Annotated in this window: 26 protein-coding genes; 13 read left to right on the top strand and 13 right to left on the bottom strand. The window is 58.6% G+C overall.

Annotation, left to right across the window (positions count from 1 at the left end; all coding sequences use genetic code 11):
* Positions 1–16: 16 nt before the first annotated feature.
* Positions 17–634 (top strand): thioredoxin family protein, encoded by a 618-nt coding sequence (locus SynSYN20_RS01475; RefSeq protein ID WP_186524447.1) that lies wholly within the window; start codon positions 17–19, stop codon positions 632–634.
* Between the two features lie 10 nt (positions 635–644).
* On the top strand, positions 645–1,859 hold the full coding sequence (locus SynSYN20_RS01470; protein WP_186525371.1) for a DegT/DnrJ/EryC1/StrS aminotransferase family protein: 1,215 nt from the start codon (positions 645–647) through the stop codon (positions 1,857–1,859).
* On the opposite strand, the gene SynSYN20_RS01465 is transcribed toward SynSYN20_RS01470, so the two are convergent.
* From SynSYN20_RS01465 to folK, 3 genes are all read right to left on the bottom strand, one after another.
* Entirely contained in the window at positions 1,838–3,322 is a 1,485-nt protein-coding gene (locus SynSYN20_RS01465; RefSeq protein ID WP_186524446.1) for an FAD-binding domain-containing protein, read from the bottom strand. The two genes, SynSYN20_RS01470 and SynSYN20_RS01465, sit on opposite strands and share 22 nt — an antisense overlap.
* Positions 3,322–3,882: an NUDIX hydrolase gene (locus SynSYN20_RS01460; RefSeq protein WP_186524445.1), complete on the bottom strand. Its 561-nt coding sequence runs from the start codon at positions 3,880–3,882 to the stop codon at positions 3,322–3,324. The genes SynSYN20_RS01465 and SynSYN20_RS01460 overlap by 1 nt, the downstream gene beginning before the upstream one ends.
* A 62-nt stretch (positions 3,883–3,944) precedes the next feature.
* Complete coding sequence (gene folK / locus SynSYN20_RS01455; RefSeq protein ID WP_186525370.1) at positions 3,945–4,493, bottom strand: 2-amino-4-hydroxy-6-hydroxymethyldihydropteridine diphosphokinase; 549 nt, start codon at positions 4,491–4,493, stop codon at positions 3,945–3,947.
* 21 nt (positions 4,494–4,514) lie between these two features.
* Between folK and bchD the strand changes: the two genes are divergently transcribed.
* Positions 4,515–6,617 (top strand): magnesium chelatase ATPase subunit D, encoded by a 2,103-nt coding sequence (bchD, locus tag SynSYN20_RS01450; RefSeq protein ID WP_186524444.1) that lies wholly within the window; start codon positions 4,515–4,517, stop codon positions 6,615–6,617.
* Here the strand turns inward: bchD and SynSYN20_RS01445 are convergent.
* Positions 6,614–7,507, bottom strand: a complete 894-nt coding sequence (locus SynSYN20_RS01445; protein ID WP_186524443.1) for an MlaD family protein — start codon at positions 7,505–7,507, stop codon at positions 6,614–6,616. The genes bchD and SynSYN20_RS01445 overlap by 4 nt on opposite strands.
* A 3-nt stretch (positions 7,508–7,510) precedes the next feature.
* The gene (locus SynSYN20_RS01440; RefSeq protein ID WP_186524442.1) at positions 7,511–8,338 is read right to left on the bottom strand and encodes an ABC transporter ATP-binding protein; all 828 of its coding nucleotides are present in this window, start codon (positions 8,336–8,338) and stop codon (positions 7,511–7,513) included.
* A gap of 140 nt (positions 8,339–8,478) precedes the next feature.
* On the opposite strand from SynSYN20_RS01440, the gene yvcK reads away from it, so the two are divergent.
* On the top strand, positions 8,479–9,834 hold the full coding sequence (gene yvcK, locus SynSYN20_RS01435; RefSeq protein ID WP_186525369.1) for a gluconeogenesis factor YvcK family protein: 1,356 nt from the start codon (positions 8,479–8,481) through the stop codon (positions 9,832–9,834).
* A 1-nt stretch (position 9,835) separates the two neighbouring features.
* On the opposite strand, the gene SynSYN20_RS01430 is transcribed toward yvcK, so the two are convergent.
* Genes SynSYN20_RS01430 through SynSYN20_RS01420 form a run of 3 tightly spaced genes read right to left on the bottom strand, consistent with a single transcriptional unit; the run spans position 9,836 to position 11,529 of the window.
* Positions 9,836–10,387 (bottom strand): NAD(P)H-quinone oxidoreductase subunit J, encoded by a 552-nt coding sequence (locus SynSYN20_RS01430; RefSeq protein WP_186524441.1) that lies wholly within the window; start codon positions 10,385–10,387, stop codon positions 9,836–9,838.
* Entirely contained in the window at positions 10,384–11,163 is a 780-nt protein-coding gene (gene nuoB / locus SynSYN20_RS01425; protein ID WP_186524440.1) for an NADH-quinone oxidoreductase subunit NuoB, read from the bottom strand. Before nuoB ends, SynSYN20_RS01430 begins: the two co-directional genes overlap by 4 nt.
* 3 nt (positions 11,164–11,166) lie before the next feature.
* The gene (locus SynSYN20_RS01420) at positions 11,167–11,529 is read right to left on the bottom strand and encodes an NAD(P)H-quinone oxidoreductase subunit 3 (RefSeq protein ID WP_186525368.1); all 363 of its coding nucleotides are present in this window, start codon (positions 11,527–11,529) and stop codon (positions 11,167–11,169) included.
* 100 nt (positions 11,530–11,629) lie between these two features.
* On the opposite strand from SynSYN20_RS01420, the gene SynSYN20_RS01415 reads away from it, so the two are divergent.
* The 7 genes from SynSYN20_RS01415 to SynSYN20_RS01385 all read left to right on the top strand — a co-directional run bounded on the left by SynSYN20_RS01415 (position 11,630) and on the right by SynSYN20_RS01385 (position 14,643).
* On the top strand, positions 11,630–12,103 hold the full coding sequence (locus SynSYN20_RS01415; protein WP_186524439.1) for a rubredoxin: 474 nt from the start codon (positions 11,630–11,632) through the stop codon (positions 12,101–12,103).
* 17 nt (positions 12,104–12,120) lie between these two features.
* Positions 12,121–13,131, top strand: a complete 1,011-nt coding sequence (locus SynSYN20_RS01410; RefSeq protein ID WP_186524438.1) for a photosynthesis system II assembly factor Ycf48 — start codon at positions 12,121–12,123, stop codon at positions 13,129–13,131.
* 109 nt (positions 13,132–13,240) lie between these two features.
* The gene (gene psbE, locus SynSYN20_RS01405; protein ID WP_186524437.1) at positions 13,241–13,489 is read left to right on the top strand and encodes a cytochrome b559 subunit alpha; all 249 of its coding nucleotides are present in this window, start codon (positions 13,241–13,243) and stop codon (positions 13,487–13,489) included.
* Positions 13,490–13,492: 3 nt separating this feature from the next.
* Positions 13,493–13,630 (top strand): cytochrome b559 subunit beta, encoded by a 138-nt coding sequence (gene psbF / locus SynSYN20_RS01400; protein WP_006853745.1) that lies wholly within the window; start codon positions 13,493–13,495, stop codon positions 13,628–13,630.
* 18 nt (positions 13,631–13,648) lie between these two features.
* Positions 13,649–13,768 carry a photosystem II reaction center protein L gene (locus SynSYN20_RS01395; protein WP_186517718.1) on the top strand — a complete coding sequence of 40 codons (120 nt, stop codon included), beginning with the start codon at positions 13,649–13,651 and terminating at the stop codon, positions 13,766–13,768.
* Positions 13,769–13,779: 11 nt separating this feature from the next.
* Positions 13,780–13,980: a photosystem II reaction center protein J gene (locus tag SynSYN20_RS01390; RefSeq protein ID WP_011618220.1), complete on the top strand. Its 201-nt coding sequence runs from the start codon at positions 13,780–13,782 to the stop codon at positions 13,978–13,980.
* 210 nt (positions 13,981–14,190) lie between these two features.
* Positions 14,191–14,643 carry a hypothetical protein gene (locus SynSYN20_RS01385; protein ID WP_186524436.1) on the top strand — a complete coding sequence of 151 codons (453 nt, stop codon included), beginning with the start codon at positions 14,191–14,193 and terminating at the stop codon, positions 14,641–14,643.
* Here the strand turns inward: SynSYN20_RS01385 and SynSYN20_RS01380 are convergent.
* Genes SynSYN20_RS01380 through hisS form a run of 3 tightly spaced genes read right to left on the bottom strand, consistent with a single transcriptional unit; the run spans position 14,634 to position 18,445 of the window.
* Positions 14,634–15,686: an NAD-dependent epimerase gene (locus tag SynSYN20_RS01380; protein ID WP_304623039.1), complete on the bottom strand. Its 1,053-nt coding sequence runs from the start codon at positions 15,684–15,686 to the stop codon at positions 14,634–14,636. The two genes, SynSYN20_RS01385 and SynSYN20_RS01380, sit on opposite strands and share 10 nt — an antisense overlap.
* A complete protein-coding gene (locus SynSYN20_RS01375) occupies positions 15,683–17,122 on the bottom strand; it encodes a nucleotide sugar dehydrogenase (protein WP_186524435.1) in 1,440 nt (479 codons plus the stop codon). The genes SynSYN20_RS01380 and SynSYN20_RS01375 overlap by 4 nt, the downstream gene beginning before the upstream one ends.
* A gap of 36 nt (positions 17,123–17,158) precedes the next feature.
* Entirely contained in the window at positions 17,159–18,445 is a 1,287-nt protein-coding gene (gene hisS / locus SynSYN20_RS01370; protein WP_186524434.1) for a histidine--tRNA ligase, read from the bottom strand.
* Positions 18,446–18,535: 90 nt separating this feature from the next.
* On the opposite strand from hisS, the gene galE reads away from it, so the two are divergent.
* A complete protein-coding gene (galE, locus tag SynSYN20_RS01365) occupies positions 18,536–19,651 on the top strand; it encodes a UDP-glucose 4-epimerase GalE (protein ID WP_186524433.1) in 1,116 nt (371 codons plus the stop codon).
* A complete protein-coding gene (gene selD / locus SynSYN20_RS01360; RefSeq protein WP_186524432.1) occupies positions 19,642–21,837 on the top strand; it encodes a selenide, water dikinase SelD in 2,196 nt (731 codons plus the stop codon). Before galE ends, selD begins: the two co-directional genes overlap by 10 nt.
* Here the strand turns inward: selD and SynSYN20_RS01355 are convergent.
* Both SynSYN20_RS01355 and SynSYN20_RS01350 read right to left on the bottom strand, forming a co-directional pair.
* Positions 21,743–23,023 carry a CCA tRNA nucleotidyltransferase gene (locus SynSYN20_RS01355; RefSeq protein ID WP_255476328.1) on the bottom strand — a complete coding sequence of 427 codons (1,281 nt, stop codon included), beginning with the start codon at positions 23,021–23,023 and terminating at the stop codon, positions 21,743–21,745. The two genes, selD and SynSYN20_RS01355, sit on opposite strands and share 95 nt — an antisense overlap.
* Positions 22,983–25,394, bottom strand: coding sequence for a UvrD-helicase domain-containing protein (locus tag SynSYN20_RS01350; RefSeq protein WP_186524431.1), 2,412 nt, complete (start codon positions 25,392–25,394; stop codon positions 22,983–22,985). Before SynSYN20_RS01350 ends, SynSYN20_RS01355 begins: the two co-directional genes overlap by 41 nt.
* Between the last annotated feature and the right edge of the window lie 229 nt (positions 25,395–25,623).

Here is a 25,623-nt window from a genome sequence, read left to right as displayed (position 1 = left end):
ACCATCGCTTGAGGCCATGGTCCTGACACCATCCACGATGCTTCCCCTTCAGCATCCACTCCCTCAATTTTCACTGCCCTTGGTGTCGGGTGATGCGCCCTGGTCCTCGCTGGATGATGTGATGAGTAGCGGTGATCTGCCAGGGCGCCCTCTGCTGGTGATGCTGCTCTGTGCTCATTGCCCATTCGTGAAACATGTGGAGCCAGAGATCAGCCGTTTGGAGGCGGATTTCGGAGACCAGATGACCCTGCTCGCCATCTCCAGCAATAGCCTCATCACCCATCCGCAAGACGGTCGTGATGGGCTGCGTCAACAAGCTGATCAGCAGGGTTGGCGCTTCCCCTATCTCCTGGATGAGCAGCAAACGCTGGCGAAAGCCCTGCGGGGCGCCTGCACCCCTGAGTTCTATGCCTTCGCACCCGATGTCGATGGCACGCAAACCCTTCGTTATCGAGGCCAACTCGATACGAGTCGGCCAGGGAATCACCAGCCTCTCGACGGAGCTGACCTACGGGCTGCCCTCAAAAACATCTTGGCTGGAATCCCTGTGAGCGAGACGCAGCTGCCTTCGGTGGGCTGCAACATCAAGTGGAACCCGGGCCAAGAACCGCCATGGTTCGGTCAATCGACTTAAGGTGCCCGCCATGCAGGTGCCTCCGTTCAGCCTCACAGATCAGCTTGCCGACCTCGGATCGGAGCTCGATGATGCCGTCTTGCGGGTGTTGCGAAGTGGGCAATACATCGGTGGCGCCGAGATCAAAACATTTGAGGACGCGTTTGCAGCAAGCGTGAACTGTCGCCATGCCGTGGGTTGCAACAGCGGGACAGATGCCTTGGTCCTGGCGTTACGAGGCCTTGGCATCGGCTCTGGCGATGAGGTGATCACCGCATCCTTCAGCTTCTTCGCAACGGCTGAAGCAATCAGTGCCGTGGGAGCGACGCCAGTGTTCGTGGACGTGGACCCTGTGACCTATCTGATCGACCTCAATCTGATTGAAGCCGCGATCACACCCGCCACCAAGGTGCTCCTACCCGTCCACCTGTTTGGCCGTCCGGTGAACATGGCCCGCATCACGGACATCGCCCAGCGGCATGGGCTCAAGGTCGTGGAGGACTGCGCGCAGGCCACCGGGGCCAGCTGGGACTCCAAACCCGTTGGCAGTTGGGGGGATGTGGGCTGCTTCAGCTTCTTCCCCACGAAAAATCTTGGAGCTGCTGGTGATGGCGGCGCCATGACCTGCCAAGACGATGATTTGGCGCAACGCATGCGTGAACTCGCGGTACACGGCATGCCCCGCCGCTACCTTCACACCGCCTTGGGATATAACAGCCGCCTGGATTCCATTCAGGCCGCTGTTCTTAACGTCAAACTGCCTCACCTCAACGAATGGGTCGAGAAGCGTGCAGCGATTGCCAAGCGCTACCTCGACGCTCTTCAAGACCTCCCCGGCATTCAGCTGCCCGATTCCGCGGCTGAGGCAAGCGTTGGCCATGGTTGGAACCAGTTTGTGGTGCGCGTGCGTCTATGCCCAGACCATCAGCCCTCGTGCGGTGGAACCTGCTCGGAAGTAGCCAGCCCCTTGGGCCTGCCCACCAGCCGTTGCCGGGACTGGCTCAAGCAAAGCCTTCAAGAGCAAGGCGTAAACACGATCATTTACTACCCCATCCCCATCCATCGCCAGCCGGCTTACGACGACCAAAAGCACGCTGAGGACAAGCTTCCCATCACAGATCAACTGTGCAGCGAGGTGCTGAGTCTGCCGATTTTTCCGGAATTAACGCCTGAACAACAGGAACGCGTGATCGCGGTATTGCGCGAACAACTCGTTGCTCAGAGTCAAGAGCGGATGGTGGCGTAGAGGGCTTTGAACTTGGCCTGCTGCACCTTGTGATTGATCAGCAACTCCGGATAGCCCCTGCGCTCTAAAGCAGCGATCTCACCACTGATCAAATCCTTGGTGTTGACGTGCCGCAATTCAGGCACCCATTCACGGATGTACTCGCCTTCGGCGTCAAATTTTGAAGCCTGCGTGGCCGGATTGAAGATCCGCAACGGCTTGGGATCCATGCCACTGCTAGCGCTCCATTGCCAGCCGCCGTTGTTGGCAGCCAAATCTCCATCCACCTCCAGCTCCATGAAGGCGCGCTCGCCCCAGCGCCAATCACAGATCAAATCCTTCACAAGAAAGGAGGCCACGATCATGCGGCAACGGTTGTGCATCCAGCCGCTTTGGTTGAGCTGTCGCATCGCTGCGTCGATGATCGGCATTCCCGTTTGCCCCTGCTTCCAAGCCTCAAACCAGTCGTTGTTGTTCTCCCAAGGGAAACGCCGCCATTGCTCGCGGTAAGGCCCATCCGCTAGCTCAGGGAAATGGAACAAGGCCTGCTGGTAAAACTCACGCCAGCAGAGTTCCTGTTCCCACACCGTGATCGCCTGCCGTTGCTCATCGCTGCGAGCCATCTCCTTGGCTCCTTGGGCAGCACACCAGGCTTGGCGAGGGCTAACCGTGCCCACACTCAGGCCCGCACTGAGATACGAGGTTCCTGGTATCCCGGGAAAATTGCGATCGGGTTCATAGGCCAGCAATGCTTCGTCAGCAAAAGTGGCCAGCTGCTCAGCAGCCGCGGCCTCTCCTGGGCGGCTGGGGCAGAGATCCATGCCACAAAAACCATGTTCAACCAGCAGCTGCTCCAGTTGCAGCTGACCCTCAGCGCACAAGCGGCCGAGAGTGCCCTCACCGCCACTGACGGCCTCCAGCGTCTCGGCCTCCAGATCGATTAAGGCCTTGGGCTTGGGAGCGTCCACCGTGCTTGGCGCACTGCGCTCCACCTGTCCGCGCCAATTGCGCAAAAAAGGTCCATACACCCGATAAGGATCACCTCCACCGGTTTTGATCAGATCTGGTGCCAGCAACAGCTGATCCCAGTCCACCAACACCTGGCGCCCATCCGCTTGCAGGGCTTTGGCCACCTGACGGTCGCGTTCCCGTGCATAGGGCTCCACATCACGGCTCCACACCACCACCGGCACCTCAAGCAGCGACGCCAGCCGCGGCAACAACTGCACCGGTTCGCCAGCCACCACCAGCAAACGACTCCCAGCTTCCAGCCAGCGCTGCTGGAGTTCGCGCAGGGTTTCCACAAGGAACCAAAGGCGAGCCGGAGCCATCGGTGGCAGCGACTCCGGGGGGTGAATCAGCGCTGGGTCCAGCACATACACGCCCGTTACCGCTGGGCTGATCGCCACAGCCGCCTGCAGGCCGAGATTGTCGGCCAAGCGCAGGTCGCGGCGATGCCAAAACAAAACGCGAGACGCTGCCATCAGAGACCCAGCAGTTGCTTGGCACGGAACCAGGCGGTGACACTCTTGCCATCCAGCCATTCATCACCGGACGCCAGACGGGCATCCAGCTCGGACGGAGGCATCAAGATCACCTCCAGATCCTCATCCTCATCGCCAGCTGGTGGATGCTCCAAACGCGTGAGCTCCCGCGCCAGAAAGCAATGAATCACTTCGTCGGAGTAGCCAGGACAAGGCAACATCGGTCCGAGTGGATCCCAACGGGCAGCGCTATATCCAGCTTCTTCTCCAAGCTCGCGCTGCATCGATTCCAACGGATCTTCTCCCTTTTCAAGGGTGCCTGCAGGAAACTCAAGGAGACGTGCCTGCACTGCAAAACGGTATTGGCGCAAAATCACCACCTGGCCGTCAGCGGTGATCGGAACCGCCAAGGACGCCCCGGGGTGGCGAATGATCCCAAACGTTCCTTCCACCCCCATCGGCAGGCGGATGCTCTTGCGCTCAAAGCGAATCTTGCGCGCATCCATGGTCTCGAGGGTCTCCAACACCTTGGAGGGCTCAGGCGCGGGCAGCGGTGCCATGCAAGAGGAGCAATCGTTAAACCAGCATGACGGGTTCAGGTCCACAGCCGTGCGCTCAGCCCTCAGCTCCGCCAGGGCGTTGAAGCCTGCATGGCCGCCAGCAGTGGCTCCATCACAAAACAGCGCAAATGCAAGCGAGGATGCGGCAGCGTTAATCGCGGGTGATCGACACGCAACTCGCCCCAAAACAACAGATCCAGGTCAAGTGGCCGCGGACCCCAGCGTTCTTCTTGAGAACGGTTGCGCCCAAACGATTGCTCCAACTGTTGCAGTGCATCCAGCAAATGCAATGCAGCGGCCAGTTCAGGTTGGGCCTCCAGCCCCTTCACCAGCAGAACGGCATTGAGATAAGAAGGCTGATCGCGCGGTCCACCGACAGGATCGGTCTGCTGCAACGGAGACCACGACAACGTCAGTGCTGAAGAGGCGCCATTCGGGGTCATTGTCCCTGGGTTGCTCCCTTGCATCAACTGAACCCAACTGCCCAGCACACCCTCCAGCAAAGGCCTTACGGCCATGAGGGTCTGCAGGGGAGAACCAGCAGGGCCTGCCTGATTGGCACCGAGGGCTACAGCAAGGCTGTAGGTCTGATCAGCGAGACTGTTTCTCACAGGTGGAGTCAAGGCGCATCCATGGTTGCAAGCGGGGTGACATCAAACGGAGTCATCAGCACAGCGGCGCTGGATCAAGCCAGCCGATCGTTTCCGCTGGCGGCAATCACCGGCCACGGCACTCTCAAACTGGCTCTGCTTTTAGCAGCGGTGGATCCCGGCTTAGGCGGCGTGATCATTGCTGGCGGGCGGGGAACAGGAAAGTCGGTGCTGGCTCGAGGCTTGCATGCCCTGCTCCCTCCGATTGACATCGTTGACCTTGATGCGGCTGGAGAGACCAAGCTGCCGGGACGCAACCTCGACCCCCAAAGTGCCCAGGATTGGGGCGAACGGCCTCAAGATCCACCCACAACGGTGATTCCAGCCCCGTTCATCCAGATCCCCCTTGGCGTTACGGAAGATCGCCTGGTGGGCTCCGTTGATGTCACCGCCTCCTTGGCCAGTGGTTCTCCAGTTTTCCAGCCGGGATTACTGGCAGAAGCACACCGCGGCGTGCTCTACGTGGATGAGCTGAACCTTCTCGATGACGGGATCATCAATCTTCTTCTCGCCGCCGTTGGCAGCGGCGAAAACCAGGTGGAACGGGAGGGGCTCAGCCTGAGCCACCCCTGCCGGCCCCTGCTGATTGCCACGTACAACCCCGAAGAAGGGGCGATTCGAGATCACCTGCTCGATCGCTTTGCGATCGTCTTGTCCGCCAATCAAATCGTTAGCACTGAGCAACGGGTGGAGATCACCAACGCGGTACTGGCCCACGGTCAGTGCAGCCGGAGCTTCTCAGAGAAGTGGAGCGAAGAAACCGACGCGCTCGCCACCCAACTGCTCCTGGCGCGGCAATGGCTACCGGATGTGAAGGTCAGCAGCGAACAGATCGAATATCTGGTGACAGAGGCGATTCGCGGTGGCGTGGAAGGGCATCGCTCCGAGCTCTATGCCGTACGTGCCGCCAAAGCCCATGCCGCCCTCAGCGGGCGCGACCAGGTGGAAGCCGAAGACTTGCAAGTGGCCGTTGCCTTGGTGATCGCCCCACGCGCATCGCAAATACCCCCACCTGATCAACAGATGGAGCCGCCACCACCCCAAGACCAACAGCCACCCCAAGACCAAGAGCCACCGCCACCACCTGAGGGCTCCGGAGACGAGGACCAGCAGGACAGCGAGGAGCAGGAGAGTGAAGACAGCAGTGATGAAGATGAAGACGACTCCCCTGAGGAGCAGGCGCCACCGTCGGTGCCGGAAGAATTCATGCTTGATCCAGAAGCCGTGGCGATTGATCCCGATCTACTGCTGTTTAACGCCGCCAAGAGCAAAAGCGGCAATAGCGGCAGCCGCTCCGTCGTGCTCAGTGACAGCCGCGGCCGTTATGTGAAACCAATACTGCCCCGTGGCCCGGAGCGCCGCATCGCCGTTGACGCCACCTTGCGCGCTGCAGCTCCTTATCAAAAGGCGCGCCGAGCGCGGCAGCCTGATCGCGTTGTCATCGTTGAAGAATCAGACCTCCGCGCCAAGCTGCTCCAACGCCAGGCCGGTGCCCTGGTGATCTTTCTGGTGGACGCCAGTGGTTCGATGGCTCTGAACCGGATGCAGAGCGCCAAAGGGGCCGTGATCCGACTCCTCACCGAGGCCTACGAAAACCGAGACGAGGTGGCACTCATCCCCTTCCGAGGCGATCAAGCTGAAGTGCTGCTGCCCCCCACCCGCTCGATCACAGCCGCACGTCGACGCCTGGAATCGATGCCCTGCGGCGGAGGCTCACCGCTAGCCCACGGCCTCACTCAAGCCGCACGGGTTGGTGCCAACGCTTTAGCAACAGGAGATCTCGGCCAAGTGGTGGTGGTCGCGATCACGGATGGGCGAGGCAATGTTCCCCTCAGCACCTCTCTTGGTCAACCGGTACTGGAGGGAGAGGACAAGCCCGACTTAAAGCAAGAAGTGCTGGATGTAGCCAGCCGCTATCGAATGCTTGGCCTCAAACTGCTGGTGATCGACACTGAGCGCAAATTCATCGGAAGCGGCATGGGCAAAGATCTCGCCGAGGCCGCTGGGGGCAAATATGTACAGCTGCCAAAAGCGAGCGATCAGGCGATTGCCGCAGTGGCCATGGATGCTCTGAACGCGGTTTAAGGCTTGGTCTCGTCCAGGGTACTGGCGGGATAAAGCTCGTTGAAAAACTGCCCTAAACCAATCGTGACGCTGCGCACAGCCGCCATGAATTGGGGGTCTGCCGTGAGTTTCTCAACATCACCACCCACCTCATCAAATGTTGCCGTCAACGAGCGGGCATTGCTCACCGTTTGCTTGAGATCAGTAATCGTTGTTGGCGTATTGAAAGCACTCACCACTTCATTGATATGACGGCTGGCACTCGCCGCCTGAGACGTGGCTTCGTTGAGGTTCGAAATCGTGGGAGCAGCCCTCGCTAAATCTTCTCTGAGTTGAGTAGCAAGCAGCTCAATATCCCGCAACGTTTCGTCGAACTGTTCTGTAGATCCAACCAACTTGGGAACCAACTGTTCTGTCTTTGCCTGATTTAAAAGCTCCTGGAAAGAGTTGGTGATGGATGCGAGGCTCGCGGATTCGCTGCCTTGAATGGTTGCTCCATCACACAGCACACCCTGCCCCTTACAGCGTTGAGATTTGGGCATTGGCGCATCCTTCTTGAGTGGCGGGCCAACACTGTTCAAGGCCACCTGAGAGTCACCTCCCAACAGAGATGCGGAAGACACAGTGGCTTGCACAGGCAGCGTTAACTGAAGATCATCCTGATTGATCTCGATCGACACCCTCACAGCCTGAGGCGTGACTTTGATGTCCGTCACGTTTCCCACCATGACTCCCCTGTAAGTGACAGGTGAACGCACCGCCAATCCCCCTGCATCCTGAAAATCAGCCGTTACGCTCCAACTCTTCGAGAAGGCACGCTCACCTCTGAGCCAGAGCATGGTGCCTGCAAAGGCAACCACTGCGGCAATTACGGAAAAACCAACGATCCCCTCTCGGACGCTCCTACGCATAATTCAGTGCTCAGCAGGCTGCATCGGTCCGCGCAGATTACCCGTCCTGAACTGAACCACGTAGGGATTATTTGTTGTTCGGTAATCGTCCACTGTTCCGTCCCATTGGAACCGGCCGCCGTACAGCATCACGATGCGCTCCGCCGTGCGTTCGATCGTGCTGTGCACATGGCTCACCACCACCGAACACCCCTGAGCCACGGTGGTGGTTTTCACAATCAAATCTTCAATTCTCGTGGCTGCGACTGGGTCGAGACCTGCTGTGGGCTCGTCATATAACAAGAGAGGCATCGCCTCTTCATCTCGGTCTGGGTCGTCGATCAAGGCACGAGCGAAGCTCACTCGCTTCTGCATCCCTCCGCTGAGCTGGCCGGGATATAGAGCAGCGACTTCATAGAGCCCCACCGCATCCAAACAGGCCATCACACGATCGCGAACCTGGGCCGGCCCCATCCGTCCGAGCCGGTTCAAGAGAAAGCCAACGTTTTCCTCCACCGTTAAAGACGCCAGCAGTGCTGGGTTCTGGAACACAAGCCGAACATCCGGCGGGCGGCGCTGATCGAGGCGGAGGTAAGGCTGAGGCTCATCAAACAACCTCAATTCACCAGCGGTGGGCAGTTGCAAACCAGCTAACAGACGCAAGACCGTGGATTTTCCCGCTCCTGAAGGCCCCACAACCGCAATTCTCTCTCCGGGTTTCATCAATAGATTCACCCCGTCCAGCACGGGATGGGCCCCCCACTGCATCGTGAGAGCTCTCATCTCAACAACGGGCTTGAACGAGGAATCCCGCGCGTTAACCAAAGGGCTGATGGCTGAAAGTTGACTCATCCTGCCTGGATTGCCGCAAAAGGTTGGTGATCAGGTTCAACTTCCGTACAGTTCAACTACATCGGTGGATTTGACGCCATCGCACCCGAGCTCTTTTGACCAGCCCTCCACGCCGCGGAAATCGTCAACGACTCCGAGCCATGCAGGCGGAACGGCAGCGCGAGCTGATGCTGCGCTCCCGCAGGGCGATGAGCTGGTTGCGACCCGGACTGGTGGTCAAGCGATGGCTGTTGACCTCGGGGATCGGATTGGTCTTAGCCCTTTTAGGAGCTGCCGTCTGGGCCGATCTGCAACCGATCTATTGGATGCTCTGGGTCATTCAAGAGGCTCTCGGCTGGATCACCAGAGTATTGCCGGGGGCGATCACGGGTCCTCTCGTTCTGTTGCTGGGGATCGGACTGCTGCTCTGGGGGCAAAGCCAGAGTTTTGGCTCGATCCAACAAGCTCTAGCGCCGGAAAAAGACACGGTGTTAGTCGATGCACTGCGTGCCAAAAGTCGCCTCAATCGAGGGCCCAACATTGTGGCGATTGGGGGAGGGACAGGCCTATCCACGTTGCTAAGTGGACTGAAGCGCTACAGCAGCCATATCACTGCGATCGTGACCGTTGCCGATGACGGAGGCAGTAGCGGCGTGTTGCGTCGCGAACTTGGCGTGTTGCCTCCAGGCGACATCCGTAACTGTCTTGCTGCGCTCTCCACAGAAGAGCCCTTACTCACCCGTCTGTTCCAATACCGCTTCTCAGCAGGAAGCGGTCTTGAAGGCCACAGCTTTGGCAATCTCTTTCTGTCCGCCCTCAGCGCGATTACGGGAAGCCTGGAAACAGCGATCACAGCCTCAAGTCGCGTCCTCGCCGTTCAAGGCCAGGTGGTACCTGCCACCAATGCCGACGTCCGTCTCTGGGCTGAACTCGAAGACGGCACCAGGATTGAAGGGGAATCGGCGATCGGCAAAGCACGCAGCCCAATTGTGCGGATGGGATGCCTGCCGGAGAAGCCACCGGCACTACCCAGAGCACTGGAAGCGATTTCCCACGCTGATTTGATTTTGCTGGGGCCAGGAAGCCTGTACACCTCCCTCCTCCCAAACTTGCTGGTGCCTGAATTAGTCACGGCCATTCAACGCAGCCGCGCGCCCAGGCTCTACATCTGCAACCTGATGACGCAGCCTGGCGAAACGGATGGGTTGGATGTGAGTGGTCACCTTCGCGCCATCGAAGCGCAATTGGCATCTCTAGGGGTGAGCAAACGATTGTTCGACTGCGTGCTGGCCCAGGAACCAATCAATGAGTCTTCCCTTCTTGCTCACTACCGCAAGATGGGTGCAGAACCCGTGATCTGCGATAGCAGGCAACTCCAACAAGAAGGCTTTGACGTGATGCAAGCCCCCCTTCAAGGGAGTCGGCCCACTGCAACACTCCGCCACGATCCACGCAGTCTTGCCTTAGCAGTGATGCGCTTTTACCGGCGGCATAAGCGTGACAACCAAAACGCCTGAATTAGTAAGCGTCTTGCATTTCATAGAAGTCGGGTTGCACATAGTCCTTGCGCAGCGGCCAACCCGTCCAATCCTCAGGCATCAGTAAACGCTTGGGATGGGGATGACCTTCGAAGTGAATACCAAACATGTCGAAGGTTTCACGCTCCTGCCAATCCGCGCCACGGAAGAGGCCATAAAGGCTGGGAAGACTGGGCTCTCCCTCCCGAGAGAGGAACACCTTGAGGCGCACTTCACGCAGGGTGTCTCTCTTGCCGTCGATGAGCTCAGCCATCGCCACAAAGTGATAAAAGCAAACGAGCCGCTCGCCTGGGCCCTCGTCATATCCGCCCTGACATTGCAAATAGTCGAAACCATTGCTTTTCAAAGCAGCAGCGATCACTTGCAGGAAGAGAGCTTCAACCCCGATTTGCTCGACACCGAGATGGTCAGCATCCAAAGCATCGTGGTCAAAGCCTTGCTGGTTCAGCCACTGGCTCACAGGCCCTGGCTGAGGAGACGCTGCAACCGGGACATCAGCAGACGACTGCTTCTCGGGAGACTTAGGACTCATGACGACGTACCTGAGGAGACGGGCTCAGCGGACTCAGTTTGCTCTGGTGCAGGCATCGGGACCCCAGCTCCAGGGGCCAGGGCTGCGACCTGCGTTTCAGCGCGCAAGTAAGAACCCGTCACGATCGGCTCAACGGAAACCATGGCGTGATCGACAGTGCAATACCGATGGGTTTGCTTCAGCTGGCGGCGATCACTGATCGACTCATTGCCAACCTTTTTACGGAGCTTGATCACCGCATCAAAAATCGCTTCAGGCCGTGGTGGACATCCCGGAAGGTAAAGATCCACCGGGATCAACTTATCGACTCCACGAACAGCGGTTGTGGAGTCAGCGCTGAACATGCCACCGGTGATGGTGCAAGCTCCCATCGCGATGACATATTTCGGCTCTGGCATCTGCTCATAGAGGCGCACCAAGGCCGGACCCATTTTCATCGTGACCGTGCCAGCAACGATTAAGAGATCGGCTTGCCTTGGCGAACTGCGAGGCACAAGCCCGAATCGATCAAAGTCGAAGCGCGAGCCAAGGAGAGCCGCAAACTCGATAAAGCAACAGGCCGTCCCGTACAGCAATGGCCAAAGACTGCTGAGACGTGCCCAATTGTGTAGGTCATCCAAGCTCGTCAGGATGACGTTTTCACTCAGGTCGTTCGTGACAGTGGGCGAGCCCTCTGCAGCACCACCAACCGGCCCACAACTCGCCTCACGAAGATCGCGAAGAGATTGGATCGAAGGGCTATCGCCGGTTGAGGTCATGGTGATGGGGTCGGTCATCAATCAGCTCCACTCGAGGGCGCCTTTGCGCCATGCATAGGCCAGTGCCACAAGAAGGATGGTAATGAAAACGAGGGCTTCGATGAATGCCAATAGGCCCAAACGATGGAAGGCCACAGCCCAGGGATAAAGGAAGACCGTCTCGACATCAAAAATGACGAAGACAAGGGCAAACATGTAGTAGCGAATATTGAATTGAATCCAAGCTCCACCGATCGGCTCCATCCCGGATTCGTAGGTGAGCTCCCGTTCTCCGGCCTGACTGCGAGGAGCCAAAAACTTGTTGGTCACCAACGCCAAGACCGGCACTGCTGCTGCAATCAGCAGAAATCCCAGAAATGCGTCATACCCCGGCAGCACAAACATCAAGGCAGCCCCTACATGAAGCTCAGTCTGGCATTCGCAGACCACCTCTGTCGTGGAAAGGTCCAACGCCGATAGAGTCTTGTCACCTTGAGGAGGAGCGGTGAGCGACGAGATCAGCCCAACAGCGGAAGTTCCCGCTGAAGTGGACCCTCCCGCAGAGGAGTTAATCCCCACCGAAGCCACGGAAGCCGAAGCAGCCATCGAAGCTGAAGCCAGCGAAGAAGAGGCAAGCGCCAGCGCAGACAATGAGACATCCGATCCACGCACCCACCGGTTCGAATGCCGAAGCTGTGGATACGTTTACGACCCCAATGAAGGTGTCAAGAAGATGGGCATCGTGGTGGGCACCGCTTTTGAAGATCTTGACCCGATCGGATTCCGTTGTCCGGTCTGCCGCAGCAGGGTCGGAGCCTTCACCGATATTGGACCTCGCTCCAAAGCGAGTGGATTTGAGGAAAACCTTAATTTCGGTCTCGGTGTTAACCGCCTCACTCCTGGGCAAAAAAATGTGCTGATTTTTGGCGGCCTCGCCCTCGGCTTTGCTTTCTTTCTCTCCCTTTATTCACTGCGCTGAGACCACCTCTGATCCCAATGAAGCAACTGCTTACCCCTCTTTTTAACCTTTTTTTAGTGGCCTGCATTGGCCTCGGACTTGGCGGATGTGTCACCACGCGTCTGCCAATGGCTCAATCCAGCCCTTGGCAAGCGATTGACCTCAACACGAAAGGCAATCCCCTGGATGTGGCCTTCACGAGTGCCGACCATGGCTTCCTAGTAGGCAGTAACAGACTCATTCTTGAAACGAATGATGGCGGCGCCAATTGGAATGAGCGCAGTCTTGATCTTCCCGAAGAAGAGAATTTTCGCCTCATTAGCATCGCCTTCGACGGTGACGATGGCTGGATTGCCGGTCAGCCTGGCTTGCTGATGCACACCACCGATGGTGGCAACAACTGGACTCGGCTTTTCCTTGACACCAAGCTTCCAGGAGAGCCCTACTTGATTACCGCCCTTGGACCGAACACAGCCGAACTGGCTACCAATGTTGGCGCCGTGTATCGCACCAGCGACGGAGGCGGAAGCTGGGAAGCGGAAGTGAGTGACGCAGCAGGGGCGATTCGCGATTTGCGCCGCGGACCTGAAGGCGGGTACGTCAGTGTGAGCAGCCTTGGCAACTTCTACGCCGGGTGGGCTCCAGGTCAAGACATTTGGCAAGTGCACCAACGCGTGAGCAGTCAGCGCCTGCAAAGCATCGGCTACCAACCTGACGGAAAGTTGTGGATGGTGGCTCGAGGCGCTCAGATTCGGTTTAACGAAGACGACGTTGATAACGAGAACTGGGGCAAGGCGATCATCCCGATCACCAATGGCTACGGCTATATGGATATGGCCTGGTCCGATGACGGCGCCATTTGGGCCGGTGGTGGCAATGGGACCTTGCTGGTGAGTCGTGACAACGGCGACAGCTGGGAACGGGATCCCGAAGCGAATCAGACCCCCACGAATTTCAACCGTTTCGTGTTTGATCACAGCGGCAATCAATTGCACGCCTTCCTTCTCGGCGAGCGCGGCAACCTGTTGCGTTGGTCAGCGACGAGCTGATCCCATGTGAACTCAGGCTGCTCTGACAACGCTCTGTAACCAGTGCGGTGTGAGCAGCGCGAGTTCGGGGCAGCTGCCCTAAGATCAATTAGCTGATACGCCCGACGCTATGGCTGCCGGCTCCACCGGGGAACGCCCGTTTTTTGAAATCATCACCAGTATTCGCTACTGGGTGATTCATGCGATTACCTTGCCATCGATTTTCTTGGCTGGGTTCCTTTTTGTGTCTACAGGTCTCGCTTACGACGCCTTCGGCACACCTCGTCCAGATGCTTATTTTCAAGCCTCTGAAAGCAAGGCTCCGGTTGTGAGCCAGCGTTTTGAGGGCAAATCTGAACTCGACCTGCGCTTGAAATAAGCCATGACACAGACTCCCGCCACCTCAACGCCTCGCAATTACCCAATTTTTACGGTGCGTTGGCTCGCTTTGCACACCTTGGGTGTTCCCACAGTTTTTTTCTTGGGTGCCCTAGCTGCGATGCAGTTTATTCGCCGCTAACTACCCAACGAAATCTCCATGGAGCGCAATCAAAACCCCAACAATCTTCCGGTTGAGCTGAACCGAACCAGTCTTTATTTAGGACTGTTGATTGTTTTTACGACTGGAATCCTTTTCTCCAGCTACTTCTTCAACTGAAGGCCTGAATCATGAGCGGTAAGAAATCCAATCTGCCAGACGGTCGCATTCCGGATCGTCTTCCCGACGGCCGGCCTGCAGTTGCCTGGAAGTCTCGCTGGACTGAAGGCACGCTTCCTCTTTGGCTTGTTGCCACAGCAGGCGGCATGGCAGTGATCTTTGTTGTGGGCCTGTTTTTCTACGGCTCCTATGTGGGCGTAGGTTCTGCCTAACCACGATCCAAATTTTTAAGCGTAATCCCCCGTTTATTGCTTTGCTATAAACGGGATTTTTTATGCCCAGATAAAAGGATTAACCAGGGGCGACACTTGCTGGATTATTCAAATCGTGCATAAAGCGTCTTCTCAAGCGAAAAATGTTCTTTTGGGCTGATCCAACGGCGGAAGCGGGCATAGCTTAAAGACAGATTCAAATGATTCTCATTGGCCTCTTCAGTCAATCAGCGTCAGACAACGCAGAGATCTCGCAACAGACGTCCCAAAGGCCGGCAGTTGGTGTGCCCGGTGCACCAAGACCAAATCCTGCGCGGAAACGGAAAAAAATATTTTTTGCATTTATTGAGCGCAGAAGCCCTGCAGCAACGTGGCATGGCTGCCAAAACCGCGCGACTCGTGATTAATGCTTATCCAGTGTTTGTCTTAAGCAACGAGTGGCTTGAGGAGTTGTTCTGCGAACAATGCAGCAGCAACCATTGGTGCCACATCACCAAACATTCCCCTGATCAATACAACGTGCGCTGGGCGCCCCAGCATCTGTGGGAGCAGGTCGCCCATGTTGACCCCAGCGTGGCCAATCCAACCGTGAGTGAATACACCCGCAAGCAAGCCCGCAGGCACCAACAAAAACGGGTGGACGGAAAACGCTTCTACAGTTGATAAAAATGCTGATACCAATCAGCAAACCGTTGGATGCCTTCTTCAATCGGGGTGGAAGGCTTGAAGCCCACCCAAGCTTCTAAACCCTCTGTGTTTGCAGCCGTGGCCACCACATCACCGGGCTGCATCGGCTGAAAATCCTTGATTGCTTCCCTGCCCAACGCCTGTTCCATCACCTCAATGAAACGGAGCAGTTCGGTGGGCTGACTGTTGCCGATATTGAACACACGATGGGGTGCAGCGGCAGTGGCCGGGTCAGGCTGCATCGGATCAAAGTCAGGGTTCGTCGTGGCTGGCTTGTCGCAGCAGCGCAACACGCCCTCCACGATGTCGTCGATATAAGTGAAATCACGCTGCATTTTGCCGTAATTGAACACCTTGATCGCTTCGCCCGCCAAGATCGCCCTGGCAAACAACATTGGAGCCATATCCGGTCTGCCCCATGGGCCGTAGACCGTAAAAAAGCGCAGGCCAGTGGCTGGCAACCCATACAGATGGCTGTAGGTGTGCGCCATTAATTCATTGGCTTTCTTGCTGGCCGCATAGAGACTCACGGGGTGATTCACCGCTTGCTGTTCGTGGAACGGCAAGTTGCGGTTGCCGCCATACACCGAGCTGCTCGAGGCGTAGACCAAATTCTCAACGTCGTGATGACGACAACCTTCAAGGATGTGGCCAAAACCCACCAAATTGCTCTGGATGTAGGCAGCTGGATTTTCCAGCGAGTAGCGAACACCCGCCTGGGCGGCAAGATTCACCACCACACGCGGTTTCTCATCCGCGAACAGCTTGAGCAAGGCCTCGCCGTCTTCTAAGGCCAGGCGTTGGAAGCCCCAAGCTCCAGCGGTTGGCGCGGCCAGCGCCTCGATGCGAACAAGGCGTGCCTGCTTCAGGGCTGGGTCGTAGTAGTCATTGAGATTGTCAATGCCGATCACACGGTCGCCGCGTTGGAGCAGTCGCTCGCACAACGCGGCTCCGATGAAGCCAGCCGCACCTGTGACCAGGATCGGTCGTGAAGACAACTGAGACGACAACGGGCTCACGGCTCACCCTCGCCAACACGCCAAATATTTAAACCTGCAGATTCAACTTGTTTCGAGTCAACAACCCCGCGAGCATCAAACACCCACGCCGGTTTGCGCATCAAAGGCGCCAATTCCACCCAATCCAGCTCCCGGTATTGTTGCCACTCCGTGAGGATCAGCACGGCATCGGCACCCTGCAGCGCTGATGCCTCATCGGTGCTCGGCCACCAGGTGGCCTCCCCGCTTAAGGCCCCACGCGTTGGTCCGGCATCCGCCTGCGGTTCGCTGCTTGCAATCAGGTTTAAATCGCGGCTGATCTGTTCCGGATCCACCTTCGGGTCATGAATGGCCAGCTGGGCCCCCTCTTCCAGCAGGTCTCTGCAAATTCGAATTGCTGGGGCCTCGCGCGTGTCGTTGGTGTCCGCCTTAAACGCAAAGCCCAAAACAGCCAAACGCTTGCCCGTCACCGTGCCAAACAATTTCTGCACCACCAAGCGGGCGATGCGGTGCTGTTGCCAGGTGTTGAGCAGAACCACGCTCTCCCAATAGTCGGCCACATCCGGCAACCCGAAATGGCGACAGAGGTAGACCAAATTGAGGATGTCTTTCTGGAAACAGCTGCCACCAAAACCAGGGCCTGCACTTAGAAATTTGGGTCCAATCCGGCTATCAGTGCCGATCGCCTTCGCCACCTCGCGCACATCAGCACCAGTGGCCTCACACAGGGCTGCAACGGAGTTGATCGAACTAATTCTCTGCGCAAGAAAGGCATTAGCGGTGAGCTTGGACAGCTCGCTGCTCCACAAATTGGTGCGCAGAATCTTCTCTTCAGGCACCCACTGGCTGTAGATCTCTGCCAAAGCATCGATCGCTTCGGCATTGTCCCCACCGATCAAGACGCGATCAGGGCTTGCCAGATCGCGAATCGCCGTCCCCTCTGCCAAAAATTCAGGATTGGAGAGCACCGAAAAGGTTTTCAGATCCGCTGATGCATCAACAGAGCCCAAAATCGCCTTGACGGCTTCCGCCGTTCTCACCGGAAGGGTGCTTTTCTCCACCACAATCGTGTGGCCCACAGCCGCCTTCGCCACCGTGCGCGCGCAGGCTTCCACCCAGCGCAGATCACTGGCCTGTCCTGCTCCCAAGCCCTTGGTCTTGGTGGGTGTGTTCACGGAAATAAACACCATGTCTGCCGTTGCAATCGTTTCCTCCACGGCCGTGGAGAAAAACAAATTGCGGCCGCGTGCCCGCTCCACCACCGCATCGAGGCCTGGCTCATACACAGGCAACTTGGAAAGATCGCTGTTGTTCCAAGCAGCAATCCGGTCCTGATTGATATCCACAACCGTGACCTTCACATCCGGGCAACGATCGGCGATCACCGCCATGGTGGGGCCACCCACATAGCCAGCGCCGATACAGCAAATCGATCGAATGGAGGGATTGCTGCTCATCGGAAAAACTATGGCGCCGTCTTTGATCTCGGCAGATTATCGCTGTTTTGTCAGGTAAGACAGGGCGTCCTCCCAGCTGAGTTGCTGTTCCTCACCCTCACCCCGCAAGGACTTCAACCGCAACTGGCCTGCCAGCGCCTCTTCATCGCCAAGCACCACAGCCCATGGCGCCCCTGAGCGATCAGCACGCTTGAACTGCTTACCGAACGCCGCGCTCGAGCCATCCAGCTCAACAGCGAGGCCTGCCGCCCGTAATTTCCGGGCCAAGGTCAACGCTTGAGGCTCCGCCTGCTCACCGCGATTGATGAGATACACCAGCGGCGCTGAGGTTGCTGTGAGCCGAGCGGCAGGTCCACCTGGATCGGCTTGCGCAGCAGCGGCGATCACCAGCAACAGCCGCTCCATCCCTAAGGCCCAGCCGATTGCGGGTGTGGCGAGGCCACCCAACTGCTCGATCAGGCCGTCATAACGACCACCGCCACAGACCGTGGCCTGGGCACCGAGTTGATCGCTGGTGATTTCAAAGGCGGTGTGGCCGTAGTAATCAAGGCCGCGCACCAAGCGGGGATTGAGTTGATAGGGAATCTGCAGCGCGGTGAGCAGGGCGCGCACCTCATCAAAGCGATGGATACTTTCCTCGCTGAGGGCCCCTAACAACGTTGGAGCCTCGTTCAACAGCAGCTGGGTGCCCTTATTTTTGCTGTCAAGAATGCGCAGGGGGTTGGTGCTGAGGCGCTCCTGGGAGTCTGGATCTAACTGTTCAACCCGCTGCTCGAGCCAGCCCACCAGCTCAGTGCGAAAGCGCTGACGATCCTCAGGAGTGCCGAGGCTGTTGATCTCGAGCTTGAGGCCTTGAATCCCTAAAGCAGAGAGAAGGTCCCAGGCCAGAGCAATCACCTCAACATCACTACGCGGGCTGCTGGCCCCGAGGAATTCCACGCCAATCTGGTGAAACTGGCGCTGACGGCCGGCCTGAGGACGTTCATAACGGAACATCGGACCGCCGTACCACAGGCGCTGCGTTCCTTGGGTGAGCAAACCATGCTGGAGGGCTGCTCTCACCACAGAGGCGGTGCCTTCTGGACGCAGGGTGCAAGAGCGGTCGCCCCGATCCACAAAGGTGTACATCTCCTTGCCCACCACATCCGTGGCCTCACCAATGCCCCGCGCAAACAGGTCCGTGAATTCGAGCAACGGGGTACGAATTTCGTCTACGCCTGCGCAACGAAAGTGTTCGCGCGCCACCGACTCGACAGCCTGCCAACGTCTTGTCTGCTCAGGCAGCAGATCAACCATGCCGCGCAACGTCTGCAGCTGACTCAAAACGCCATCACCATTCCAGAGCCAGTCTGCCGTTTCACAACCTGAATCGGCCCTATCTCCCTCAGAATGCTTAGGGAAAGGGATGGATCAATGGCCCAGCTGCTGATTACGGGCGGAGCCGGCTTCATTGGCAGCCATACCTGCCTCGTGCTTCTGGAAGCGGGTCATCAACTGCTGGTGCTCGACGATTTCAGCAACAGCTCAGCCGCCGCCCTGGAGCGGGTCGCCGAACTCGCAGGCACTCGCTTGCTGCGCGCTCAGTCAACACTGGTATCGGCACCTGAGGTATTCACCCTGGTCGAGGGAGATATCAGGGACGCCCCATGCCTGGATGCACTCTTTGCAAGCGCCAAGGCATTCGGCCAACCGATTGACGCGGTGATTCATTTTGCGGGACTCAAGGCTGTGGGTGAATCGGTGCAACAGCCCCTGCGCTACTGGGATGTGAACGTTGCTGGAACGCAGCGCCTGCTCAGCGCAATGGACAAGCACCACTGCCGCACGGTGGTGTTCAGCAGTAGCGCCACCCTTTACGGCTACCCGGATCAAGTGCCGATTCCGGAAACAGCTCCGATCCAGCCGATCAATCCCTATGGCGCCAGCAAACAAGCCGCAGAAGCGCTGCTCGCCGATGTGGCGGGCTGCAGCGGCAACCCTGAACCGATCCAAGCCAGCGAGGGTGGCTGGCGCATTGCCCGGTTGCGCTACTTCAATCCAGTAGGCGCCCATCCCAGTGGCCGAATTGGGGAAGACCCCAATGGCATCCCCAACAATTTGTTCCCGTTCATCACGCAGGTGGCCGTTGGGCGCCGGCCCGAACTCACCGTGTTTGGTGATGACTGGCCGACGCCGGATGGAACCGGAGTGCGCGACTACATCCACGTAATGGACCTCGCCGAAGGTCACCGAGAAGCGCTCCATTCCCTGCTCAGCTCTGATCCCCAATTGCTAACTCTCAACCTGGGCAGCGGGCAGGGAGCGAGCGTGCTGGATGTGGTGAAAGCCATGGAAGCGGCAAGCCACCAGGTGATTCCCTATCGAATTGCTCCTAGGCGACCTGGCGATGCAGCGATCACCGTGGCCAAACCAAACCTGGCAGCCCAACAGCTCGATTGGCGGACGCAACGCTCGCTCACGGACATCTGCCGTGATGGCTGGGCTTGGCAAAAGGCCAATCCCAATGGCTATGGAGAGGCATGCCTCTGACGGGCTTTCACCATCTCGTGCTGGCGGGAGGTGGGCACAGCCACGCCCTGGTGCTTCTCGATTGGTGCATGCATCCGCAACGGCGACCAGCTGGATTGATCACCTTGGTGAACCGGCAGAGCTCAACGCTCTATTCCGGGATGATTCCCGGCCTGATCGCAGGCCACTACAAACGCTCTGATGTCGCCGTTGACCTCCGCCGCCTGTGCGATCGAGCCGGCGTTGCGCTGGTGATCGCCGAGATCACCGGTGTGAATGTGAGGCAACAGCAGCTGCAATTGCGGAACCGGCCTGCCCTGAGCTTCAGCCAACTGAGCATCAACGTGGGCGGAGACACACGACCAGGACCTCTGCTGGCGATCAAGCCCCTGGAACCAGCACTGGACACGTTGAACAACGGCCATGACCCGACCTCCACTTCCTTCCAACTGCTAGGAAGCGGCCTCGCGGCCATGGAGGTGGCCTTGGCCTTGCGGCAGCGCTGGCCTAAACGCAGGCTGCAACTCCTGCATCGGCCTGAAACGGCTCCGAGCCAGCTGCTCTCCAGTCTCAACCAGGTGAGGATTGAAGTGCTACCAAATACCGCCCTCAACCCATCCGGGCCAGGGCTGCGCTGTACGGGCAGCCAAGCCCCTGAGTGGCTCCACTCCAGCGGCCTGCCCTGTTGCCCAGAGAGCGGGCGGGTACGGACCCATTCCAGCCTTCAGGTGCTGGGGCAGCCAGCGATTTTTGCGGCCGGGGACTGCGCGGTCGTAGCCGACAAACCCCGTCCCCCGTCTGGCGTGTGGGCCGTTCGCGCTGCCACCACCTTGGCGCACAATCTCCAGGCCTGGAGCCAAGGTGATCCGTTGCGCCACTGGCGTCCTCAACGCCGGGTCTTGCAACTGCTTGGTGGGGTGCATCCAGAGGGCTACCCCCACGCTTGGGCGCTATGGGGAGGAATGCAGATCGGTCCCCACCCCTGGATTTGGCGCTGGAAACAACGCATCGACCGCCAGTTCATGGCACGGTTTGATCAGGCTCCAGCCATGAGCTCAGGACCCATGGACTGCCGCGGCTGCGCGGCCAAGCTCCCTGCTGCCCCACTGGAAGCAGCCCTTGAAGCGGCTGGCCTGAAAGCGCTCGGAAGCTCACCGGAAGACGCCGCCAGCCTTGGCAACGACTGGCTGCAAAGCGTGGACGGCTTCCCTGCCTTGATCAGTGATCCATGGCTCAATGGCCGGCTCACCGCCTTGCACGCCAGCTCTGACCTCTGGGCCTGTGGCAGCAGCGTGGATTCAGCCATGGCCGTGATCACCTTGCCCAAAACAGCCTCGGCACTGCAGCAGGAGTTGCTGAGCCAAACCCTGTCGGGACTGCGTTCTGCCTTCGAGCCACAAGGGGCCAGGCTGATTGGCGGACACACCTTGGAGGCTCGCGCAGAGGCTCCCACCCCTCTGTCGCTCGGGCTACAAGTGAGCCTGACTGTGAATGGCAAACGCGCCGCTCACCCCTGGAAGAAAGGAGGTTTGCAGCCGGGAGATCAGCTCCTGCTCTCCCGACCACTCGGCACAGGCGTGCTGTTTGCCGCGGCCATGGCCGGTGCCGCCCAACCTGAGGATCTCGACCATGCCTTGACGCAAATGGGGACGAGCCAACACCCCATCGTTGAACAGCTGCAGGAGCTAATCAGCCTTGAAGCCAAGACCAAGGCCAAGGCGCAACCCAGCTGCACCGATGTGACTGGTTTTGGTCTGCTTGGCCATCTCGGTGAAATGCTCCAGGCCAGCAGGCAAAGCCTGCAAGTGGTGCTCGATGGCTCGGCGATTCCCGCCTTGCCTGGAGCCTTAAAGCTCTTGAAAAAGAAGTACGCGAGCAGCTTGGCGCCAGCCAACCGCAGGGCCTGGTCGTTGCTGGATCCCAGCCAAGACCATCCCGCGAAGGTGAGCCTTGCTGGCGCAGGTCGCGGCGTTGATCCCGAGGATCAGCAAGCGATGCTCGAACTGCTGGTGGATCCCCAGACCTGCGGACCGCTGCTGCTGAGCTGTTCCGGAGCGATGGCGGATGCGTTGCTCCAAGCCAACAACACGCCGTGGCATCGCATTGGTGTGGTCAGCGCATCGCGCGCAGCCGCTGCCGACGCAAGCGCTGCAATTCCGCTCCAAGCGCTGGGCCCGGCTGCCAACCCTGGGCCAACAGATCCTTAGCAGTGAGTGGAGAGGTGCAATGGCGCCAGCGCCCCCACCAGCGCAACAACGGTCTTTTCTGCGCCGGGTTCTGACTCACCAGCAACGCCACCGCTTCCGCACCCCAGGCCTGCTGCTCCAAGACATCACACCATTCCTCCGCCGTCCAGCCAGCCGAGGCGTCCTCGCACGCGTTGGCTGGCAGCCAAGCGCTGAGCGCCTGCATCTGCTGCAACCAGCGCAGCTGTTGCTGCGGCAGCTGCAGCCGAGCCGCAAGTTCCAGCGGGTCAGCCGCTCCAGCCACAAGCGCAGGCAACAAAGGCAGCTGCAGCCGCTGGGCCTGAAGCAAACGCCGAATCAGGCGGGGATCAGCCTGCAGGGCAGGGTCCAGCAGACTCAAAGCTCCCCAGGACTGCAGAGCGATCAGAGCCTCAGGCCATGGCTCTTGTGCAAAAAGCAGCTCTAATTCCATGCGCAGCCGCGTGGCGAGAGCAGGAGGAGCAGCAGCAGGCGGATCGCCGTGGGTCCATGACCAAGGCCAGGCCTCGAGCGTTTGGGTGATCTGCTGCTGCGCTTCTGGTGCCAAAACGAACGCCAAGCGCGCGGCATAACGGCAGGCCCGAACCACCCTTGTGGGGTCATCGGCCACGCTGCAGGCGTGCAAGAAGGCAAGTTCTCGGCGCGCCAGATGGGCCTGGCCGCCGTGCGGATCCAAGAGCCATGGCTCACCATCACCAGAGAGCGACAGCTCCAAGGCCATCGCGTTCACCGTGAAATCCCGGCGCTCGAGATCTCGTTCCAAGGAGCCGCTTTCCACCACAGGGTTTTCGCCTGGAGCCGGGTAATGCTCTCGCCGCGCCCCAGCGAGATCGAGCAACACACCATCGAACGACAGCTCAGCGGTGCCGTAGGCATCGTGGATGCGAACTTCCTTCACCCGCTGATCTCCGTAGTACCGCTCCAGCGCTGCCGCCAACTCGGAGGCCGAGCCCTCCAGGACCAAATCCAGATCCGGCAGGTCTCGCCATGGATCGCAGTGCTGATCATGCAGCAAGGCATCACGGACAGCACCACCCACAAGGGCTAAGCGGAACACTCCAGCTGCAGATGCGATGGCCTGAAGCGCCGGCAAAAGCTGAGATGGAAGGCCTGGACGCTCCACCCACTCAGCCTCCAGCAGGCTCGATGGGTGCCAAGCGCGGGTCAAGAATTTTGGGCCCCATGCCCGCAAATTTCACAGCAATCGACACCTTTTCGCCACTACCAAAGGTGTGGGTGATCTCCCCGACCCCGAAGCTGGCATGGACCACCTGATCGCCCACACTCCAGCTTTTCCCTGGGGCTGGCCCGGCCTGGCGGCGACGCACGGCATTGGCTGGCGCTCCAGATGCTCCACCCGAGGCCACCCGTTGTGAGTCATTGCGGTCCACGCGGGTAAGTCGCTCGAGGCGCTGCTCACGCCGTAGCGCCGCTCCTCCGCTTCGAGGGACATCGCCCTGAACAAGACCTTCCGGCAATTCGGACAGAAACACGCTGGGCATCGCCGGCTCGCGCATTCCGCCCCACAAGCGCCGTTCACTGGCGTGGGAGATGAATAAGCGCTCTTTTGCGCGGGTGATGCCGACGTAACAAAGCCGGCGCTCCTCCTCCAGCGACGCTGGATCATCCAGGGAGCGATAGCTAGGGAACAACCCCTGCTCCAGCCCAACCAGGCACACCACGGGAAATTCGAGTCCCTTGCTGCTGTGCAACGTCATCAAGGTGACCCTGTCTGCCGCCGTGTCCTTGCTGTCCGCATCACTGGCGAGCGCGGCGGAGGCCAGAAATCCCTCGAGGTCTCCCTCATCATTTTCTTCCTGATATTGGAGACCCGCATTCACCAACTCCTGGAGGTTGCGGCGGCGCTCTTCGGCCTCATCGGAACCATCAGCGATCAACTCGCTCACATATCCGCTCTTTTCCATCACCTCTTGGATGAGTTCGGATGGGGTCGCAACATGAATTCGCTCCTTCATGCTGTTGATCAATTCACAGAATTGAAGCAGCCCTCTGGCGGACCGGCCTCCCAGGGAGCGCACCGCCTCGGGATCGCTGACCACATCCCAGAGCGGGATCCCCAGCTGATTCGCGGCGTCGGTTAAGCGCTGAATGGTGGTTTTACCGATCCCGCGCTTGGGCACGTTGATCACCCGCAGCAAGCTGACGGTGTCGGCGGGGTTGATCAGGAGGCGTAGGTAGCCCAAAAGGTCTTTGATTTCGCGACGGTCGTAAAAACGCAGACCCCCCACCACCACGTAGGGGATGCGCCAACGCACCAGGGATTCTTCAATCGCTCGGGACTGGGCATTGGTGCGATACAGCACGGCCATGTCTTTCCAGCTGAGATCTGGATTGGCGGCCTCCATCATTCGCATCCGATGCACCACCGCTTCCGCTTCGGCGATTTCGTCATCGCAGCGGGTGAGTGAGATCAACTCACCCTCACCACGCGTGGGGCGCAGCACCTTATCGATCCGCTCGCTGTTATTTGAAATCAGCGCATTAGCCGCTTCTAAAATCGTGGCGGTGGAACGATAATTTTCCTCTAATTTCACCATTGTGCGGGTGACATCATCAGGAGCTTTGTCACCAAAGTCGTCCTGAAAACCCATCAAGATCGTGAAATCGGCGGCACGAAAGCTGTAAATACTTTGGTCCGCATCACCCACCACAAACACTGAGCGGCCGGACCAATCATCCACTTGTTGCGGCTCTTTTCCATCCGTCACCAACAGCTTGATCAACTCATACTGGGTGCGATTCGTATCTTGATATTCATCGACAAGCACATGCCGAAACCGGCGATACCAATACCCACGCACTTGCTCATTTTGCTGAAGCAACTGCACGGGCAAGAGCAGAAGGTCATCAAAATCGAGGGCATTGTTTGCAGCTAGAGCCTTGCGATAGCGCCTGTATACATCAGCGCTGAGCTTGCCCCGTTGCCCCTCGGCGTTGGCCTCTAAATCATCGGGCGACCAACCTTGATTTTTGGCGTTACTAATTGCCCAACGCACTTTTTTGGGCTCAAAACGTTTTGGATCAAGCTGCAACTCTTGGGTCACAATCTCCTTCACCAAACTCTGAGCATCCGCCTCGTCATAAATGGAGAATTGCTTCGTCCAGGTGAGGCCTTCTGGATCCTTAAACTTATCAATATCGAAACGCAACATCCGTGCAAACAAGGCATGGAAGGTGCCGATCCATAATTCTTTCGTGACCTCGCGATAAATCCGCGTGCGCAACTGGCGCTGCTCCACCGGAGGAAGCGTGCTCCAGGGTTGACCAAATTGACTTTGAGCGAGGCGTTGCGCCAGAAGTAGTTCCAACCGCTCCTTCATCTCTCGGGCGGCCTTATTGGTGAAGGTCACCGCCAAGATCTGGGCCGGATCGGCCCCATGCTCACCAATTAAATGGGCAATTCGATGGGTCAGCGCCCTGGTCTTGCCGCTCCCTGCTCCAGCAACCACCAGAAGAGGACCTTCATAGTGATCAACCGCCCGCTTTTGGGCGTCGTTGAGACCGGCGAGAAAACTCATTGGCTGATGGTATGTGAGCGATCTGACGAACTGGGAACAGACGCTACCCACCAAGGAATCGCCAACAGGTATCCAGGTACCAATTGCTGCAACACTGTCTTCAGCCGGGTGGATTCAACCAAAGCGACACGTATCAACAAAACAAGAAATAATCCTTGCGCAAGTGGATTGGGAAGACGCGTGGAGAGTTTGAGGCCGCAACGCAGAGGAAGGAGCCAAACCGTGACGA

Origin of the sequence: Synechococcus sp. SYN20, assembly GCF_014279555.1 — a bacterium.
Taxonomy (GTDB): domain Bacteria; phylum Cyanobacteriota; class Cyanobacteriia; order PCC-6307; family Cyanobiaceae; genus Synechococcus_C.
The sequence above is the reverse complement of the archived record's forward strand: the minus strand, read 5'-3'. Positions and strand labels throughout refer to the sequence as shown.

Excerpts from the sequence above, each read along its gene's own strand:
- SynSYN20_RS01350 (WP_186524431.1), bottom strand. The coding sequence starts at position 25,394 with ATGAGTTTTCTCGCCGGTCTCAACGACGCCCAAAAGCGGGCGGTTGAT.
- SynSYN20_RS01410 (WP_186524438.1), top strand. The coding sequence starts at position 12,121 with ATGAAGCAACTGCTTACCCCTCTTTTTAACCTTTTTTTAGTGGCCTGC.
- SynSYN20_RS01420 (WP_186525368.1), bottom strand. The coding sequence starts at position 11,529 with ATGTTTGTGCTGCCGGGGTATGACGCATTTCTGGGATTTCTGCTGATT.
- yvcK (WP_186525369.1), top strand. The coding sequence starts at position 8,479 with ATGCAGGCGGAACGGCAGCGCGAGCTGATGCTGCGCTCCCGCAGGGCG.
- psbE (WP_186524437.1), top strand. The coding sequence starts at position 13,241 with ATGGCTGCCGGCTCCACCGGGGAACGCCCGTTTTTTGAAATCATCACC.
- SynSYN20_RS01375 (WP_186524435.1), bottom strand. The coding sequence starts at position 17,122 with ATGAGCAGCAATCCCTCCATTCGATCGATTTGCTGTATCGGCGCTGGC.
- SynSYN20_RS01475 (WP_186524447.1), top strand. The coding sequence starts at position 17 with ATGGTCCTGACACCATCCACGATGCTTCCCCTTCAGCATCCACTCCCT.
- SynSYN20_RS01430 (WP_186524441.1), bottom strand. The coding sequence starts at position 10,387 with ATGAGTCCTAAGTCTCCCGAGAAGCAGTCGTCTGCTGATGTCCCGGTT.
- SynSYN20_RS01445 (WP_186524443.1), bottom strand. The coding sequence starts at position 7,507 with ATGCGTAGGAGCGTCCGAGAGGGGATCGTTGGTTTTTCCGTAATTGCC.
- SynSYN20_RS01390 (WP_011618220.1), top strand. The coding sequence starts at position 13,780 with ATGAGCGGTAAGAAATCCAATCTGCCAGACGGTCGCATTCCGGATCGT.
- SynSYN20_RS01395 (WP_186517718.1), top strand. The coding sequence starts at position 13,649 with ATGGAGCGCAATCAAAACCCCAACAATCTTCCGGTTGAGCTGAACCGA.
- selD (WP_186524432.1), top strand. The coding sequence starts at position 19,642 with ATGCCTCTGACGGGCTTTCACCATCTCGTGCTGGCGGGAGGTGGGCAC.
- psbF (WP_006853745.1), top strand. The coding sequence starts at position 13,493 with ATGACACAGACTCCCGCCACCTCAACGCCTCGCAATTACCCAATTTTT.
- galE (WP_186524433.1), top strand. The coding sequence starts at position 18,536 with ATGGCCCAGCTGCTGATTACGGGCGGAGCCGGCTTCATTGGCAGCCAT.
- nuoB (WP_186524440.1), bottom strand. The coding sequence starts at position 11,163 with ATGACCGACCCCATCACCATGACCTCAACCGGCGATAGCCCTTCGATC.
- SynSYN20_RS01440 (WP_186524442.1), bottom strand. The coding sequence starts at position 8,338 with ATGAGTCAACTTTCAGCCATCAGCCCTTTGGTTAACGCGCGGGATTCC.
- bchD (WP_186524444.1), top strand. The coding sequence starts at position 4,515 with ATGGTTGCAAGCGGGGTGACATCAAACGGAGTCATCAGCACAGCGGCG.
- SynSYN20_RS01460 (WP_186524445.1), bottom strand. The coding sequence starts at position 3,882 with ATGGCACCGCTGCCCGCGCCTGAGCCCTCCAAGGTGTTGGAGACCCTC.
- SynSYN20_RS01465 (WP_186524446.1), bottom strand. The coding sequence starts at position 3,322 with ATGGCAGCGTCTCGCGTTTTGTTTTGGCATCGCCGCGACCTGCGCTTG.
- SynSYN20_RS01470 (WP_186525371.1), top strand. The coding sequence starts at position 645 with ATGCAGGTGCCTCCGTTCAGCCTCACAGATCAGCTTGCCGACCTCGGA.